This window comes from Bradyrhizobium sp. SHOUNA76 (genome assembly GCF_023006445.1).
Taxonomy (GTDB): Bacteria; Pseudomonadota; Alphaproteobacteria; order Rhizobiales; family Xanthobacteraceae; genus Bradyrhizobium.
In genome coordinates this window covers 1-14,464 of record NZ_JALBHA010000119.1, presented here as the reverse complement: position 1 = coordinate 14,464, position 14,464 = coordinate 1, and the positions used below count along the sequence as shown (strand labels likewise).

The 14,464-nt window shown below is 64.2% G+C and carries 13 protein-coding genes; 5 read left to right on the top strand and 8 right to left on the bottom strand.

Annotated features, from left to right (window positions below; genetic code table 11):
- The coding region (locus tag MOV74_RS15650) for a tetratricopeptide repeat protein (protein WP_246923783.1) at positions 1-489 on the bottom strand (489 nt) is incomplete at its 3' end.
- 136 nt (positions 490-625) lie between these two features.
- On the bottom strand, positions 626-1,573 hold the full coding sequence (gene htpX, locus MOV74_RS15645) for a zinc metalloprotease HtpX (RefSeq protein ID WP_246923780.1): 948 nt from the start codon (positions 1,571-1,573) through the stop codon (positions 626-628).
- Positions 1,574-1,858: 285 nt separating this feature from the next.
- Between htpX and MOV74_RS15640 the strand changes: the two genes are divergently transcribed.
- The 5 genes from MOV74_RS15640 to MOV74_RS15620 all read left to right on the top strand — a co-directional run bounded on the left by MOV74_RS15640 (position 1,859) and on the right by MOV74_RS15620 (position 8,445).
- A complete protein-coding gene (locus MOV74_RS15640; RefSeq protein WP_246923777.1) occupies positions 1,859-3,205 on the top strand; it encodes an HlyD family secretion protein in 1,347 nt (448 codons plus the stop codon).
- Complete coding sequence (locus tag MOV74_RS15635) at positions 3,205-5,142, top strand: glycosyltransferase (protein ID WP_246923819.1); 1,938 nt, start codon at positions 3,205-3,207, stop codon at positions 5,140-5,142. The genes MOV74_RS15640 and MOV74_RS15635 overlap by 1 nt, the downstream gene beginning before the upstream one ends.
- Positions 5,143-5,259: 117 nt before the next feature.
- The gene (locus MOV74_RS15630; RefSeq protein ID WP_246923775.1) at positions 5,260-6,555 is read left to right on the top strand and encodes a lytic murein transglycosylase; all 1,296 of its coding nucleotides are present in this window, start codon (positions 5,260-5,262) and stop codon (positions 6,553-6,555) included.
- Between the two features lie 108 nt (positions 6,556-6,663).
- Positions 6,664-7,167 (top strand): DUF1993 family protein, encoded by a 504-nt coding sequence (locus MOV74_RS15625; protein ID WP_246923773.1) that lies wholly within the window; start codon positions 6,664-6,666, stop codon positions 7,165-7,167.
- 177 nt (positions 7,168-7,344) lie between these two features.
- A complete protein-coding gene (locus MOV74_RS15620; protein ID WP_246923770.1) occupies positions 7,345-8,445 on the top strand; it encodes an alkene reductase in 1,101 nt (366 codons plus the stop codon).
- Between the two features lie 185 nt (positions 8,446-8,630).
- Here the strand turns inward: MOV74_RS15620 and MOV74_RS15615 are convergent, their stop codons facing one another.
- The 6 genes from MOV74_RS15615 to MOV74_RS15590 form a co-directional block, all read right to left on the bottom strand.
- Positions 8,631-10,373: an ABC transporter substrate-binding protein gene (locus MOV74_RS15615; RefSeq protein ID WP_246923816.1), complete on the bottom strand. Its 1,743-nt coding sequence runs from the start codon at positions 10,371-10,373 to the stop codon at positions 8,631-8,633.
- A 130-nt stretch (positions 10,374-10,503) separates the two neighbouring features.
- Entirely contained in the window at positions 10,504-10,833 is a 330-nt protein-coding gene (locus MOV74_RS15610) for a DUF2160 domain-containing protein (protein WP_246923768.1), read from the bottom strand.
- A 66-nt stretch (positions 10,834-10,899) separates the two neighbouring features.
- Positions 10,900-11,706: a carbohydrate ABC transporter permease gene (locus MOV74_RS15605; RefSeq protein WP_246923766.1), complete on the bottom strand. Its 807-nt coding sequence runs from the start codon at positions 11,704-11,706 to the stop codon at positions 10,900-10,902.
- Entirely contained in the window at positions 11,706-12,680 is a 975-nt protein-coding gene (locus tag MOV74_RS15600; RefSeq protein WP_246923762.1) for a carbohydrate ABC transporter permease, read from the bottom strand. Before MOV74_RS15600 ends, MOV74_RS15605 begins: the two co-directional genes overlap by 1 nt.
- Complete coding sequence (locus tag MOV74_RS15595) at positions 12,680-13,765, bottom strand: ABC transporter ATP-binding protein (protein WP_246923759.1); 1,086 nt, start codon at positions 13,763-13,765, stop codon at positions 12,680-12,682. The genes MOV74_RS15600 and MOV74_RS15595 overlap by 1 nt, the downstream gene beginning before the upstream one ends.
- Positions 13,766-13,777: 12 nt before the next feature.
- A partial coding sequence (locus tag MOV74_RS15590) for an ABC transporter ATP-binding protein (protein WP_246923755.1) occupies positions 13,778-14,464 on the bottom strand: 687 nt, incomplete at its 5' end.

The following is a 14,464-nucleotide window of genomic DNA, read 5'->3' as shown; positions in this document are numbered from 1 at the left end:
GAGGAATGCCAGGCCGCGGTCGAGGCGGGCCAGGGCATCCGACGGATCGAGGCGGACCGCCGTGTTGTAACTCAGGATGGCGCGATCGAGATCGCCGGTGGCGGCGAGCGCGAGACCGCGCTGGTGATAGGGCGCAGCAAGCTTCGGATCATGCGCGATCGCCTCGTCATAGTCGGCGATGGCGAGCGCGAGATCGCCGTTCTGACGACGCGCGAGCGCGCGCTCGCGATAGAGCGAGGCGCGGTTGGGATTGAGGTGAATGGCCTCGTCGAAATCGGCCATCGCCCGCCTGAAGTCGCCATGGCGCAGCGCGATCCGACCGCGCCCCTCATAGGCAAAGGCGATCAGCGAGCCGCGCAACGGCGAGAAGCCGATCACGGCCGAGCAGATGTCGGGATCGTCCTCGTCACCGCAATTGACGACCATGTGCGTGGACAGGCCGACAAGTACGCACATGACGATCAGCAATGGTACGGCAGTTCTGGTCATCTTCGACGGTGTCCGGCATAGGGCCGGCCACGCATCCCCTTTCGAAGTTGGTCTCGCCGAGGTGTTAACACCGGCTCCGGCGATCCAGTGTGCGCCAGGTCACAAAGCGGGATGCAAAATTCCAGCCGGTTTCGTTTCAGCCCCAAGGACCACGTGAAGGACCACGTGAAGACGAGCGGCCCCACGGGCCGCGAGGCGGATAGTTCTCGTTGGCGCCGACCGACGGCGCCGCCTGCGTGCCGAGTTCGGCAGCGAGCTCGCGCAGCGCGGCGATGCGGTTCTGTGTCGAGGGATGGGTGGCGAACAGATTGTCCACACCGTGGCCCGACAGCGGATTGATGATGAACATGTGCGCGGTCGCGGGATTTCGCTCGGCCTCATAGTTCGGCACCTGATGCGCGGCGCCCTCGATCTTCACCAGCGCGGAGGCCAGCCACATCGGTTGTCCCGCGATGCGCGCACCGAGATTGTCCGCGGCATATTCACGGGTCCGGCTGATCGCCATCTGCACCAGCATGGCGCCCAGCGGGGCGAGGATCATCATCAGGATCGAGCCGACGATGCCCGGACCGTTGTTGTTGTCGCGATTGCCGCCGAAGAACATGCCGAACTGGGCGAGCATGGAGATCGCGCCCGCAATGGTCGCGGTGATGGTCATCAGCAGCGTGTCATGATTCTTGATATGAGCGAGCTCGTGCGCAATCACGCCGGCGAGCTCCTCGCGGTTGAGCTGGTTCATCAGCCCGGTGGTGACGGCGACGGCCGCGTTTTCCGGATTGCGGCCGGTCGCGAACGCGTTGGGCTGCATCTCGTCCATCAGGAACACGCGCGGCATCGGCAGGCCCGCACGGCCCGCAAGTTCCGCGACCAGCCCGATCAGCTCCGGCGCGGTCGAACGATCGACCTCATGGGCGCCGTACATGGAGAGCACCATGCGGTCGGAGTTCCAGTAGGTGAAAAGATTGGTCGCAGCGGCAATAACCAGCGCGATCACGGCGCCGGAGGCACCACCGATCAGATAGCCGACGCCCATGAACAGGGCAGTCAGGCCTGCAAGCAGCATTGCGGTACGAAGATAGTTCATGGCCGTCTCCTGGGGCGGCCGCGGGCGAACCTTCGGCCGGCTCCCACGAAGTATGAATGCGGTCGGCGACCGCAAGGTTCGTGCGTCGCCGGGCCGCATATTCACAGCAGTGCGGTCAGCCTTTCCCCCGCCGCTAAACATTGACCGGGATTTGCGCAAAAACGAGCGCGGACGCTTAGCAACCTGGAAAGCGCAGCTTCGGCTTAATACACGGTAACCGGGCACGGCGCGCGGTTCTCGCGCATTGACCGGTCCCGTTGGCATCTCGTCAGCAAGGTGACCGTCATGATGGACCGCTCGCGCGCCGCTTCCGTCGATCCCGCATCCATTCCCTCCCCTAACGAGAGCAAGACTGACGCGAAAGGCTTGCAGGAGGCGCTGCACGAGCAGCTGTTCGCCAATGACGAGCCCGGCCACGCAGCCGACGGGCAAACGACGCCAGAATCTGGGCGGCATTGGTTACATCTGCAGCGCGGCGCCAAGATCGCCATTGGGCTCGCCGTCATCGCCGTGTTCGGCTGGCTGCCGCTGCGCGCGATCTGGGAAAACTCGAGCGTCGAGGCCGTTCTGAATTCCCGCCTCGTCACGTTGCGCACGCCCATCGGTGGCCGTGTCTCGGCCGCCCAGCGCGTGACCGATCAGGCCAAGTTAGATGCCAGAACCGTCGTCCTGCGCGTCGTCAATTCGCGCGGGGATCGCACCCGGCTCGATGATCTCCGGCGGCAGAAGTCGCGCCTCGAGAACGAGCGGCCGAGCCTTGCTGCCAAGCTCGCCTTGGCACAGGCCGCGCAAAAGGACTTGGCGCGGCAGGCAGCCCAATTCCGCGACGGACGCGTGCTCCAACTCGAGGCCCGCATCGCCGAGATCCAGACCTCGATCGAGGCGGCGGCGGCGCGGCGGGACGAAGCCAGTGCCGCCGTCGACCGCGCATCTTCGCTGGCGAAATCCGGCAATGTCTCGACCGTCGAGCTGGCGCGGTTGACGCGCGAGCTCTCCGTGTCGCAACAGACCGAGCTCGGCGCGCGCAAGCGGCTGGATGCCGCCAAAGTCGAGCTCACCGCGGCGCAGAACGGCTCGTTCCTCGGCGACAGCTACAATGACCGGCCAAGTTCGGTGCAGCGCGAGGAGGAGATGCGCCAGCGTGCCGGCGACCTCGAAGCCGATCTGGCGCGCACCGACACCGAGATCGCCTGGCTCGCCAACGAAATCATCATCGAGGAGGTCCGCTTCGCCGATCTGTCTGAAGCCGACATCACGACACCCGTCGCGGGGCGCGTCTGGGAGATGATGACCTCACCCGGTGAGGACGTGCAGGCCGGCCAGCCCCTGCTCAAGGTGCTCGATTGCAGCGGTGCCGTCATCACCGCCAACGTCACCGAGAGCGTCTACAACCGCTTGCAGCTCGGCGATCGCGCGACGTTCGAGCCGAATGATGGCGGTGAGCCGATCTCCGGCACCGTGGTCAACCTGACCGGCGCCGCCGGTGCGCCCGCCAATCTCGCCATCAATCCGGATGCGCTGAGCAAGGAGCCTTATCGCGTGACCGTGGCCTCGCGCGATGCGGCGGCCCGCGCCTGCACCGTGGGACGTACCGGCCGCGTCGTGTTTGCCCGGAACGAGACCGCGCCGTGATGATGGCGCTGACGCCCGGCCTGATCGCACTCGGCGCCTTCATGGCGATCGTGCCGCTGCTCAGGCGCGACAGCACGATGGCCCGCTCGTTGCTGGCCATCGTGGCGGTGGCCTTGCTGCTGCGCTATCTCTATTGGCGCATCACGTCGACGCTTCCGCCGCCGCATCTGACTGTCGATGCCGCGATCGGCTACCCCTTCATGCTGCTGGAAGCGGCCTCGCTGGTCGCGGTCGCGTTGTCGTTGCTGTTCCTGAGCCGGACGCGTGACCGCACCGGCGCAGCGAAGATCGACGGCCGTGCCACCAATCCGGACGCGCCGCTGATCGACGTCTTCATCTGCACCTACAACGAGGAACGATCGATCCTCGAGCGCACGATCATCGGCGCGACCGGCATGGCGTACGGCCATTACCGCGTCTGGGTGCTCGACGACGGAAGGCGGCCCTGGCTGCGTCGGCTTTCGGCCGAGCTCGGCTGCCATTATCTCACGCGGCCCGACAACCACCACGCCAAGGCCGGCAACATCAATCACGCGCTCAAGCACGTCGGCGCCCTGCCGGAGCGGCCGGAATTCGTTGCCATTCTCGATGCGGACTTCGTGCCGCGGCCCGACTTCCTCGCGCGCACCGTCTCGCTCATGGACGATGTTTCGGTCGGCGTAGTGCAGACCCCGCAGCATTTCATCAACCCAGACCCGATCCAGACCAACCTCGCCGCGACCGACGTCTGGCCCGACGAGCAGCGGTTTTTCTTCGACATCCTGCTGCCGGCCAAGGACGCCTGGGGCGTCGCATTTTGCTGCGGGACCTCGTCGCTCATCCGCTATTCCGGGCTGGTGCAGATCGGCGGATTTCCGACCGATTCGGTGACGGAAGACTACCTCGTCACCCTTCGCTTGAGGGAACACGGCCTCAATACGATCTATCTCAACGAGCGGCTGACGATCGGGCTCGCGCCGGAGGGGCTGAAGGAATACATCACCCAGCGCGCCCGCTGGTGCCTCGGCCTGATGCAAATCGTGCGCGGCCGCAGCGGACCGCTGTCTCAGGATTCGAAGCTGTCCTTCATCGACCGCCTCTCGCTGGTCGACGCCTTCATGAGCTGGTCCGCGGTCTACACCTCGAAGGTAGCGGGCCTGGTGGTGCCCTGGCTGTTCCTGCTGTTCGGCATCAAGGCGGTCCGGGCCGACCTCACCGAGCTGTTGCGCGTCTTTCTGCCGTTCTATGTCTGGAATGGCCTCAGCATGGCCTGGCTGTCGCGCGGCCGCTCGCTCGCGATGATGAGCGACGTGTCGCAGCTCATCGCGGCGCCCGCCGTGCTCAAGGCGGTGGCAGCCGGCCTGTTGAAGCCGAAAGGCCACAAGTTCAAGGTCACCGCGAAAGGCGGCGACCGTAACCGGCGATTTGTCGAATGGCCGCTGCTGCGGCTCTATGGCGGCGCGCTTTTCATCACGCTCGCGGCCATCGCCTATGCCTTCATCCTGCACCTGCGCGGCGAGAACATCGCCTATGGCGGACTGGCCCTGGCCTGGAGCCTCTACAACGCGGTCATCCTCACCGTGGTCTGCTTCGTCTGCATCGAGCAGCCGCGCAAGCGCAAGGCGGAGCGGTTCAGCCGCAGTGAGACGGTCCTGCTGCGACAGGACGGCAGGACGCATCTCGCCCGGCTCGCCGACATCTCCATCACGGGCGCCCGCCTGATCGATCCGGATCCGCCGGCGCCGGGCAGCACGATCGAATGCCGGATCTATGGCCGCCCGATCGCGGCCATCGTGGTGCGGCGGACCACGGACGGCTTCGCCGTGCGGTTCGAGGAAGGCATGGATACGCGCGTGCACGCGATCAGGGCGTTCTATGCCGGCGAATATGTTCGCGCCTTTCGGGGCGTCAGGGCGCTCCCGGTCGGGAAAGCGCTGTTGATGCGGCTGTTCGGCTAGGGTCCCGCCCGACATCCGCGCGCGTTCCCTGCTGACAGAGCATGAAGGGATGGCCTGAGACTGTCACTTCACCTAAACTTCAGGCGAATCCACGCCTGCCCTCCCGCCGGAACCCCTATGGTCCAGACCCGATTTCTGATCGCGGCCGTCGCACTTCTTGCATGCGCTGCCACCGCCTCCGCCCAAATGCTTCCACCTCCCGCCAAGCCGGCAGCGCCCAAGGCACCCTCGCCGCGCGCGGCCTCTTGCCACAACGGCGCGAGCTTCGATCGCTTCCTGGCCGACGTGAAGAGCCAAGCGGTGGCTGCAGGTGTGTCGCAGCGGACGATCGCGGAGACCTCGCCCTATCTCGTCTACGACCAGGGCATCGTCAATCGCGACCGCGGCCAGCGCGTGTTCGGCCAGCTCTTCACCGAATTCGCCGGCCGCATGGCGGCGCCCTATCGGATGCAGAACGGCCAGCAGCACATCAAGCAACACGCTGCCGCGTTCGCGCGCGCCGAGAAGGAATATGGCGTCCCGCCGGCGGTGATCGCCGCGTTCTGGGGGCTGGAGAGCGACTTCGGCGCCAACATGGGCAATCTGCCGACGCTGAAATCGCTGGTGTCGCTCGCCTATGACTGCCGCCGCTCAGAGATGTTCGTGGGCGAGACCATCGCCGCGCTCAAGATCATCGACCGCGGCGATCTGCATCCCGACGAGATGATCGGCTCCTGGGCCGGCGAGCTCGGGCAGACGCAATTCCTGCCTGTGCATTACGTCAACTACGCCGTCGACTATGACGGCGACGGACGACGGGACCTGTTGCGCTCGCCGGCCGACGTGATCGGCTCGACCGCGAACTACATTGCCAACGGCTTGAAATGGCGGCGCGGCGAGCCGTGGCTGGAAGAGATCAAGGTGCCGCCGAATCTACCCTGGGATAAGACCGATCTCACGGTGAAAGAGCCACGCTCGACATGGGCGCAGCTCGGGGTCACCTATCCCGACGGCCGTCCCTTGCCGAACGACAATCTCGCGGCGTCCGTGTTGCTGCCGATGGGGCGCTTTGGGCCGGCCTTCATGGCCTATGCGAATTTCGCGGCCTATACCGAGTGGAATAACTCGCTGATCTATTCGACCACTGCGGGCTATCTCGCCTCGCGCATTGCGGGTGCCGCGCCGCTGCGCAAGCCGGCGGCGCCGGTGGCGCAATTGCCATTCAACGAGCTAAAAGAATTGCAGCAGTTGCTGATGCGCGCCAGCTTCAATGTCGGCAAGGTCGACGGCGTGCTAGGCCAGCAGAGCCGCGCCGCCGTGAAGGCGATGCAGATCAAGTTCGGCCTGCCTGCGGATTCCTGGCCGACCGCGGAGCTGCTGGCGCGCATGCGCGGCGGCACGGCACAGGCGCAGCCCCAGACAACGATTCGGTAGAATTTTCGCATCGCACAAGCCGCTCCCGCGATTGTATTTTCCCATGAGGCTCCCATGTGAGTGGCTCAGGTTTTCTCCTGAGATTTCCCATTCACAAGCGAGCATCACATGTCCTTCTACGACGCAGCCGTCCCCGCCTATTTGCAAATGCTGAACAGCGTGACCGGGTTGCTCACCAAAGCCGAGGCGCATTGCGCGGCCAAGAAGATCGACCCCAGCGTCCTGCTCGGCTCGCGTCTCTTCCCGGACATGCTGCCACTGTCGAAGCAGGTCCAGCTCGTCACCGATTTCGCCGCCAAAGGCTGTGCCCGGCTGACCCATAGCGAAGTGCCCTCGACGTCCGACACCGAGACCAGCTTTGCGGAATTGAAGCAGCGGCTGGCAAAGACGATCGACTACGTGAAGTCGTTGAAGCCGGAGCAGTTCGAGGGTGCCGATACCAAGGACGTCACCTTCCCGGCCGGACCGGACAAATCCATCACGATGAAGGGCCAGCAATTCCTGAGCGCGTTCTCGCTGCCGAACTTCTATTTCCACGCCGCGACCGCCCACGGCATTTTGCGCCACAACGGCGTCGAGATCGGCAAGCGCGATTTCATGGGCGCGAACTGATTTGCAAAATTGCACGGCCGTGTAGCGGAATTCTCCTGCCGCGGCCGAAATTGCACATGAATTATGCTACGCGGCCTTGCCGCGTAGCTCGCCTGCACTTTGAGTATGGCTCCGCCCTTGCGCCTGATGTCGCGATGCACAACTGTTCCAGACCTCTCACCGCTGGAAACATTACCAATGAGCCGTCCAACCAAATTGTTTGAGACCTATAAGCTCGGTCCGATCACGCTTGCGAACCGTTTCGTGATGGCGCCGCTGACGCGCAATCGCGCCGCGCCCGGCACGTTCGTGCCTGGCACGCTCGCCGCCGACTATTACGGCCAGCGCGCCTCCGCAGGGCTTCTGATCACCGAAGCGAGCCAGGTCTCGCAGCAAGGGCAAGGCTACCAGGACACCCCCGGCATCTACAGCAAGGAGCAGGTCGCCGGCTGGCGCAAGGTCACCGACCGCGTGCACGAGCGTGGCGGCAAGATCTTCATTCAGCTCTGGCATGTCGGCCGCATCTCGCATGTCGACCTCCAGGCGAATGGCGCCGCCCCGGTGGCGCCGAGCGCGATCCGCGCCAAGGGCAAGACTTTCGTGAACGGCGGCTTCGCCGACGTCTCCGAGCCCCGCGCGCTCGAGCTTTCCGAGATTCCGGGAACCATCGACGACTTCAAGCGCGCGACGAAGAATGCGCTCGAGGCCGGTTTCGACGGCGTCGAGATTCACGGGGCCAACGGCTACCTGCTCGAGCAGTTCGCCAAGGACGGCGCCAACAAGCGCACGGACGCCTATGGCGGCTCGATCGAGAACCGCGCGCGGCTGATGCTGGAAGTCTCCAAAGCCGTCGTGGCCGAGGCCGGAGCCAATCGTACCGGCATCCGCATCTCGCCGGTGACGCCGGCCAACGACATCTCGGATTCCAATCCGCAGGCCCTGTACAACCACATTGTCGACGGCCTCAGCGCGCTCAAGCTGGTCTATCTCCACGTCGTCGAAGGCGCCACCGGCGGCCCCCGCGACATCGCGCCGTTCGACTACGCGTCCTTGCGCAAGCGCTTTACCGGCGCCTACATCGCCAACAACGGCTACGATTTCGATCTCGCAACCAAGGTGCTGGACGCCAACGCGGCCGACCTCATCGCCTTCGGCAAGCCGTTCATCTCCAACCCCGATCTCGTCGAGCGGCTGAAGCAGGGCGCCGCGCTGAACGACTGGGACAAGAATACGTTCTACGGCGGCGGCGCGAAGGGATATACGGACTACCCGACGCTGGCAGCTGAGCCGGCGGAGTGATCTCCGCTTTCTCCTCCGTCATTGCGAGGAGCTTTTGCGACGAAGCAATCCAGACTGCCATTGCGAAAAGACTCTGGATTGCTTCGCTTCGCTCGCAATGACGCGGTAGACGCAGCCGGGTTCACCAGAAAGAAAAAGGCCGGGATCGCTCCCGGCCTTTCGCATTTGATGACGTTACGCGCCGCTTACTTCGCTTCCGCGCGCTTGGGCGGGGTGGCCGGCCACGACTTGATCAGGGTGTCGTAGTCGACCGTCTCGCCCTTCGGCTTCTCGTTGGCGAGCTTGCGCTGGGGCGCGATGGTGCCGTCCTTCTCGGCCTTCGCGAACCAGTACTCCGGCTTCTCCTTCTTGTGCAGCTTCGGACCGCAGGCACCCTGCACGTTTGACTTTTCCAGGCGCTCCATCACGGAGTCCTGAGCCGCCGCAAGGGCATCCATCGCGGCTTGCGGCGTCTTCGCACCGGACGACGCATCGCCGATGTTCTGCCACCACAGCTGCGCGAGCTTCGGATAGTCGGGCACGTTGTTGCCGGTCGGGGTCCACTGCACGCGCGCAGGCGAGCGGTAGAACTCGATCAGGCCGCCGAGCTTCGGCGCGCGCTCGGTGAACGACTTGTCCCAGATGTCGGATTCACGGATGAAGGTGAGACCGACATGGCTCTTCTTCAAGCTCACCGATTTGGAGATGATGAACTGGAGATAGAGCCAGGCCGCCTTGCGGCGATCCGCCGGGGTCGACTTGAGCAGCGTCACGGAGCCGGCGTCCTGATAGCCGAGCTTCATGCCTTCCTTCCAGTACGCACCGTGCGGCGAGGGCGCCATACGCCATTTCGGCGTACCGTCCGCGTTCATCACGGCGATGCCCGGCTTCACCATGTCGGCGGTGAAGGCCGTGTACCAGAACATCTGCTGGGCGATGTTGCCCTGCGCCGGCACCGGGCCTGCCTCGGAGAACGTCATGCCCTGGGCCTGCGGCGGCGCATACTTCTTCAGCCAGTCGAGATATTTGGTGATCGAGTAGACCGCGGCCGGACCGTTGGTGTCGCCACCACGCTCCACCGAGGAGCCGACCGGGCGGCAGCCTTCCATGCGGATGCCCCATTCGTCGACCGGCAGGCCGTTCGGAATGCCCTTGTCACCGTTGCCGGCCATCGAGAGCCAGGCATCGGTGAAACGCCAACCGAGCGAGGGGTCCTTCTTGCCATAGTCCATATGGCCGTAGACCTTGACGCCGTTGATCTCCTTGATGTCGTTGGTGAAGAACTCGGCGATGTCCTCATAGGCGGACCAGTTCACGGGCACGCCGAGCTCGTAGCCATACTTGGCCTTGAACTTGGCCTTGTAGTCGGCGTTGGTGAACCAGTCGTAGCGGAACCAATAGAGGTTCGCGAACTGCTGGTCGGGCAGCTGATAGAGCTTACCGTCGGGACCGGTCGTGAACGACTTGCCGATGAAGTCGTTGACGTCGAGCATGGGATCGGTGACGTCCTTGCCCTCGCCGGTCATGTAGTCCGAGAGAACGACGGTCTGTCCGTAGCGGAAGTGGGTGCCGATCAGGTCGGAATCGTTGATCCAGCCGTCATAGACGTTCTTGCCGGACTGCATCTGGGTCTGCAGCTTCTCAACGACGTCACCCTCCTGGATGAGGTCGTGCTTGAGCTTGATGCCGGTGAGCTCGGAGAACGCCTTGGCCAGCGTCTGCGATTCATATTCGTGAGTCGTGATGGTCTCGGAGACGACGTTGATCTCCATGCCCTTGAAGGGCTCGGCAGCCTTGGCGAACCACTCCAGCTCCTTCTTCTGGTCTTCCTTCGACAGCGTCGAGGGCGTGAACTCTGCGATCCACTTCTGGATCACGGCGTCGTCGGCAGCGCGGACCGGCGCCGAGACGGCGAACGACACCGCGACAATCGCGGCGACGCTGGACATGGTCAGAAAACTGCTCTTGGTCAATGGACCTTTCCTTCTCCTAAACTGTCGCATGTTGTTCCTCCGTTGCAGCGACAAACTTTTATACAGACCCGGATTGCCCCCGGATCTGGCCGTCCCTTCGCGAGCTTCAGACCGTGCGGAATATGAGCACGGCCGTCACCAACGAAATTCCACTTGCGAGCCACAGGCGCGAGATTTCAACGCCCTCCTCGCCGATCGGCAGCGTTGCGATCGCATCCGTGCCGAAGAAACCGATCCAGAGAAGGTGGATGACCGCCGCAGCGATCAGCGAAACAAACAGGCGGTCGCCGCGCGTGGTCGGAATGCGGAGCACGCCGACGCGCTCGGCTTCGGGATAGACCGCCGCAAGCCACGTCATCACGGCGAGCGTGCAGGCGAGCGCGGCGAAGAAGATTGCCGTCGGCAGCGTCCAGGCCATCCATGCGATGGATTCCATATGCTCTACTCCTTGCGCATGATCTGGTCCGAAAACCGGTTTCCACTTTTCGGGATCATGCGCGCCTCAGACGCGACCGAGCGCAAAACCGCTCGCGATGTAGTTGCGGACGAACCAGATCACGAGCGCGCCCGGAATGATGGTGAGCACGCCGGCGGCTGCCAAGAGGCCCCAGTCCATGCCCGATGCCGATACCGTGCGCGTCATGATCGCCGCGATCGGCTTGGCCGACACCGAGGTCAGCGTGCGCGCGAGCAGAAGCTCGACCCAGGAGAACATGAAGCAGAAGAAGGCGGCGACACCGATGCCGCTCGCGATCAACGGCACCAGGATCTTGATGAAGAAGCGCGGAAAGGAATAGCCGTCGAGAAAGGCGGTCTCGTCGATCTCGCGTGGAACGCCGGAGACGAAGCCTTCGAGGATCCACACCGCCAGCGGCACGTTGAAGATGCAATGCGCGAGCGCGACCGCCCAGGGCGTATCGAACAGGCCGATCGCCGAATAGAGGTTGAAGAACGGCAGCGCATAGACCGCGGCCGGCGCCATGCGGTTCGACAGCAGCCAGAAGAACAGATGCTTGTCGCCGAGGAAGCGGTAGCGCGAGAAAGCATAGGCCGCCGGCAGCGCCACCGAGATCGAGATGATGGTGTTGAGGATGACGTATTCCAGCGAGTTGATGTAGCCGGAATACCAGCTCTCGTCGGTGAAGATGCGCTTGTAATGCTGGAGCGTCGGCGTGTGCGGCCACAGCGTCATCGTCGAGACGATTTCGGCATTGGTCTTGAAGCTCATGTTGACGAGCCAGTAGATCGGCAGCAGCAGAAAGATCAGGAACAGCCCCATGATGAGGCGGCGGCCGGGGATCGAGTGCATCAGGCCACTCCTTCCTTTGGCTTGAGCGCCGGCACCGGCTTCAGCGCGGCCGACGGCTTGGGCTCCGCCGCCGGCTCGCTCTCCGCCTGGACTTTGCGCTCGGCGCCCGCATTGGTCATGACGGTGTAGAAGATCCAGCAGACGATCAGGATGATCAGATTGTAGACGAGCGACAGCGCCGCGGCCTGGCCGAGGTCGAATTGGCCGAGCGCGATCTTGACCAGCTCGATCGACACGAAGGTCGTGGAGTTGCCGGGGCCGCCGCCGGTGACGACGAACGGCTCGGTATAGATCATGAAGCTGTCCATGAAGCGCAGCAGCACCGCGATCAAGAGCACGCGGTTCATCTTCGGCAGCTGGATCGCCTTGAACACGGCCCAGCGCGAGGCGCCGTCGATCTGGGCGGCCTGATAATAGGCTTCGGGAATCGACTTCAGGCCGGCATAGCACAGCAACGCAACGAGGCTGGTCCAGTGCCAGACGTCCATCACGATGACGGTGACCCAGGCATCGATCTCGTTGGAGACGTAATTGTAGTCGATGCCGACGGCATTGAGGACATAGCCGAGCAGGCCGATGTCGGGGCGCCCGAAGATCTGCCAGATCGTGCCGACCACGTTCCACGGAATTAGCAGCGGCAGCGCGAGGATGACGAGGCAGGCCGCCACCGTCCAGCCCTGTCGCGGCATCGACAACGCGACGACGATGCCGAGCGGCACCTCGATCGCGAGGATCACCAGCGAGAAGAACAGATTGCGCCCGAGCGAGGCGAGGAAGCGGCCGCCGAGATCGGTCGAGGGATCGAGCAATTCCTTGAACCAGCCGACCCCGTTCCAGAAGAACTGGTTGTTGCCGAAGGTGTCCTGCATCGAATAGTTCACCACCGTCATCAGCGGCAGCACCGCCGAGAAAGCGACGACCAGGAACACCGGCAGCACCAGGAACCAGGCTTTTTGGTTGACGATCTTGTCCATCAGGCGGCTCCCTCCACCAGAAGGCTGTCGGCGTAGACGTGGACGTGCGACGGATCGAATTTCAGTCCGGCCATGCCGTCCGAGCTGGCGAACCCCGCGGGCGCGCGCGCCGCGAGCTTGGCGTCGCCGAAGCGTGCTCGCGCAAAACGGATGCGGCCGAGATCGTCGAGACGCTCGATCCTTGCGGTGAGCAGACCGGGCGCAGGCGCGACGACCTCCACGAATTCCGGACGGACGCCGATCTCGATCTTCGCGCCCGAAGGCAGGTTGTCGTAAGCGCGGTTGAGTCCGATGACGTGGCCATCGATCCGCGCCTCGCGTCCCCTCACCTCGGCCGGCAGGATGTTCATGCCGGGCGAGCCGATGAAATAGCCGACGAAGGTGTGCGCCGGCTTGTCGAACAGCTCGGCCGGCGTACCGCTCTGCACGACGCGGCCGTCATGCATCACAACGACGGTATCGGCAAAGGTCAGCGCCTCGGTCTGGTCGTGGGTGACGTAGATCATCGTGAGGTCGAGCTCACGATGCAGCGCCTTCAGCTTGGAGCGGAGCTGCCATTTCAGCTCGGGATCGATCACCGTCAGCGGCTCGTCGAACAGCACGGCGGCGACGTCGGAACGGACGAGGCCGCGGCCGAGCGAGATCTTCTGCTTGGCGTCCGCCGTCAGGCGCGTCGCCTTGCGGTTGAGATAGGGTTCGAGATCGAGCAGGCGACCGATCTCTGCTACGCGCTTGTCGATCTCGGCCTTGGGCACGCCGCGGTTCTTCAGCGGAAACGCCAAATTCTGCCCCACCGTCATGGTGTCGTAGATCACCGGAAACTGGAACACCTGGGCGATGTTGCGCTTCTGGGTTGACAGCGGTGTGATGTCCTTGCCGTCGAACAGGATTTTCCCCCGCGACGGCGTGATGATGCCGGAGATGACGTTGAGCAGCGTGGTCTTGCCGCAGCCGGACGGGCCGAGCAGCGCGTAGGCGCCACCCTGCCGCCAGGTCATGGTGACAGGCTTCAGCGCAAAGCTGTCCTGTGGCGCATCATTGCCGCCGTAGGAATGGGCGAGATCGACGAGGTCAATGCGGGCCATGTCGCACCTCCCTCAAGAGCTCGGCGCCGCGACCAACCGGTCGGCGGCATCGAAGACAAAAACGTCGTTGGGATCGAGCACGGCGTCGAGCGTCTGGCCCGGCTCGAACTCGTGCACGCCGTGCAGCACCGCCACCCAATTCGATCCTTCGCGGGTCAGATGCACGAAACTCTCCGAACCGGTGATCTCGGTCACCGTCACCGTGGCATGGAAGGCATGGCGATCGGCCTCGCCATTGGCGAGCGCGAGTTGATGGGCGCGAAAACCGACACGATAGGCGCCGTCGGCAAGGCTTGAATAAAGACCGGAGGCCGGCGAAGCCGTGCCGCCGGCATAAGCGACCTGCCCGTTCCTCTTCTCGATGCCGACGAGGTTGAGCGGCGGATCGGAGAAAACCTGCGCGACGCGCAGCGTCTGCGGGCGGCGGTAGACGTTGGCGGTCTCGCCCATCTGAAGCGCCTCGCCTTCCCACATGCACACCGTGTTGCCACCGAGCAGCAGCGCCTCGGTCGGCTCGGTGGTGGCGTAGACGAAGATCGCGCCCGAAGCCTCGAAGATGCGCGGCAGCTCGGCGCGCAGTTCCTCGCGCAGCTTGTAATCGAGATTGGCGAGCGGCTCGTCGAGCAGCACGAGATCGGCGCCCTTGACCAGCGCGCGAGCGATCGCGGTGCGCTGCTGCTGGCCGCCGGAGAGCTGGAG

What these genes read in the sequence shown, in the direction of transcription:
- htpX (WP_246923780.1), bottom strand. Translation starts at nt 1,573, where the DNA reads ATGAACTATCTTCGTACCGCAATGCTGCTTGCAGGCCTGACTGCCCTG.
- MOV74_RS15640 (WP_246923777.1), top strand. Translation starts at nt 1,859, where the DNA reads ATGATGGACCGCTCGCGCGCCGCTTCCGTCGATCCCGCATCCATTCCC.
- MOV74_RS15635 (WP_246923819.1), top strand. Translation starts at nt 3,205, where the DNA reads ATGATGGCGCTGACGCCCGGCCTGATCGCACTCGGCGCCTTCATGGCG.
- MOV74_RS15630 (WP_246923775.1), top strand. Translation starts at nt 5,260, where the DNA reads ATGGTCCAGACCCGATTTCTGATCGCGGCCGTCGCACTTCTTGCATGC.
- MOV74_RS15625 (WP_246923773.1), top strand. Translation starts at nt 6,664, where the DNA reads ATGTCCTTCTACGACGCAGCCGTCCCCGCCTATTTGCAAATGCTGAAC.
- MOV74_RS15620 (WP_246923770.1), top strand. Translation starts at nt 7,345, where the DNA reads ATGAGCCGTCCAACCAAATTGTTTGAGACCTATAAGCTCGGTCCGATC.
- MOV74_RS15615 (WP_246923816.1), bottom strand. Translation starts at nt 10,373, where the DNA reads ATGTCCAGCGTCGCCGCGATTGTCGCGGTGTCGTTCGCCGTCTCGGCG.
- MOV74_RS15610 (WP_246923768.1), bottom strand. Translation starts at nt 10,833, where the DNA reads ATGGAATCCATCGCATGGATGGCCTGGACGCTGCCGACGGCAATCTTC.
- MOV74_RS15605 (WP_246923766.1), bottom strand. Translation starts at nt 11,706, where the DNA reads ATGCACTCGATCCCCGGCCGCCGCCTCATCATGGGGCTGTTCCTGATC.
- MOV74_RS15600 (WP_246923762.1), bottom strand. Translation starts at nt 12,680, where the DNA reads ATGGACAAGATCGTCAACCAAAAAGCCTGGTTCCTGGTGCTGCCGGTG.
- MOV74_RS15595 (WP_246923759.1), bottom strand. Translation starts at nt 13,765, where the DNA reads ATGGCCCGCATTGACCTCGTCGATCTCGCCCATTCCTACGGCGGCAAT.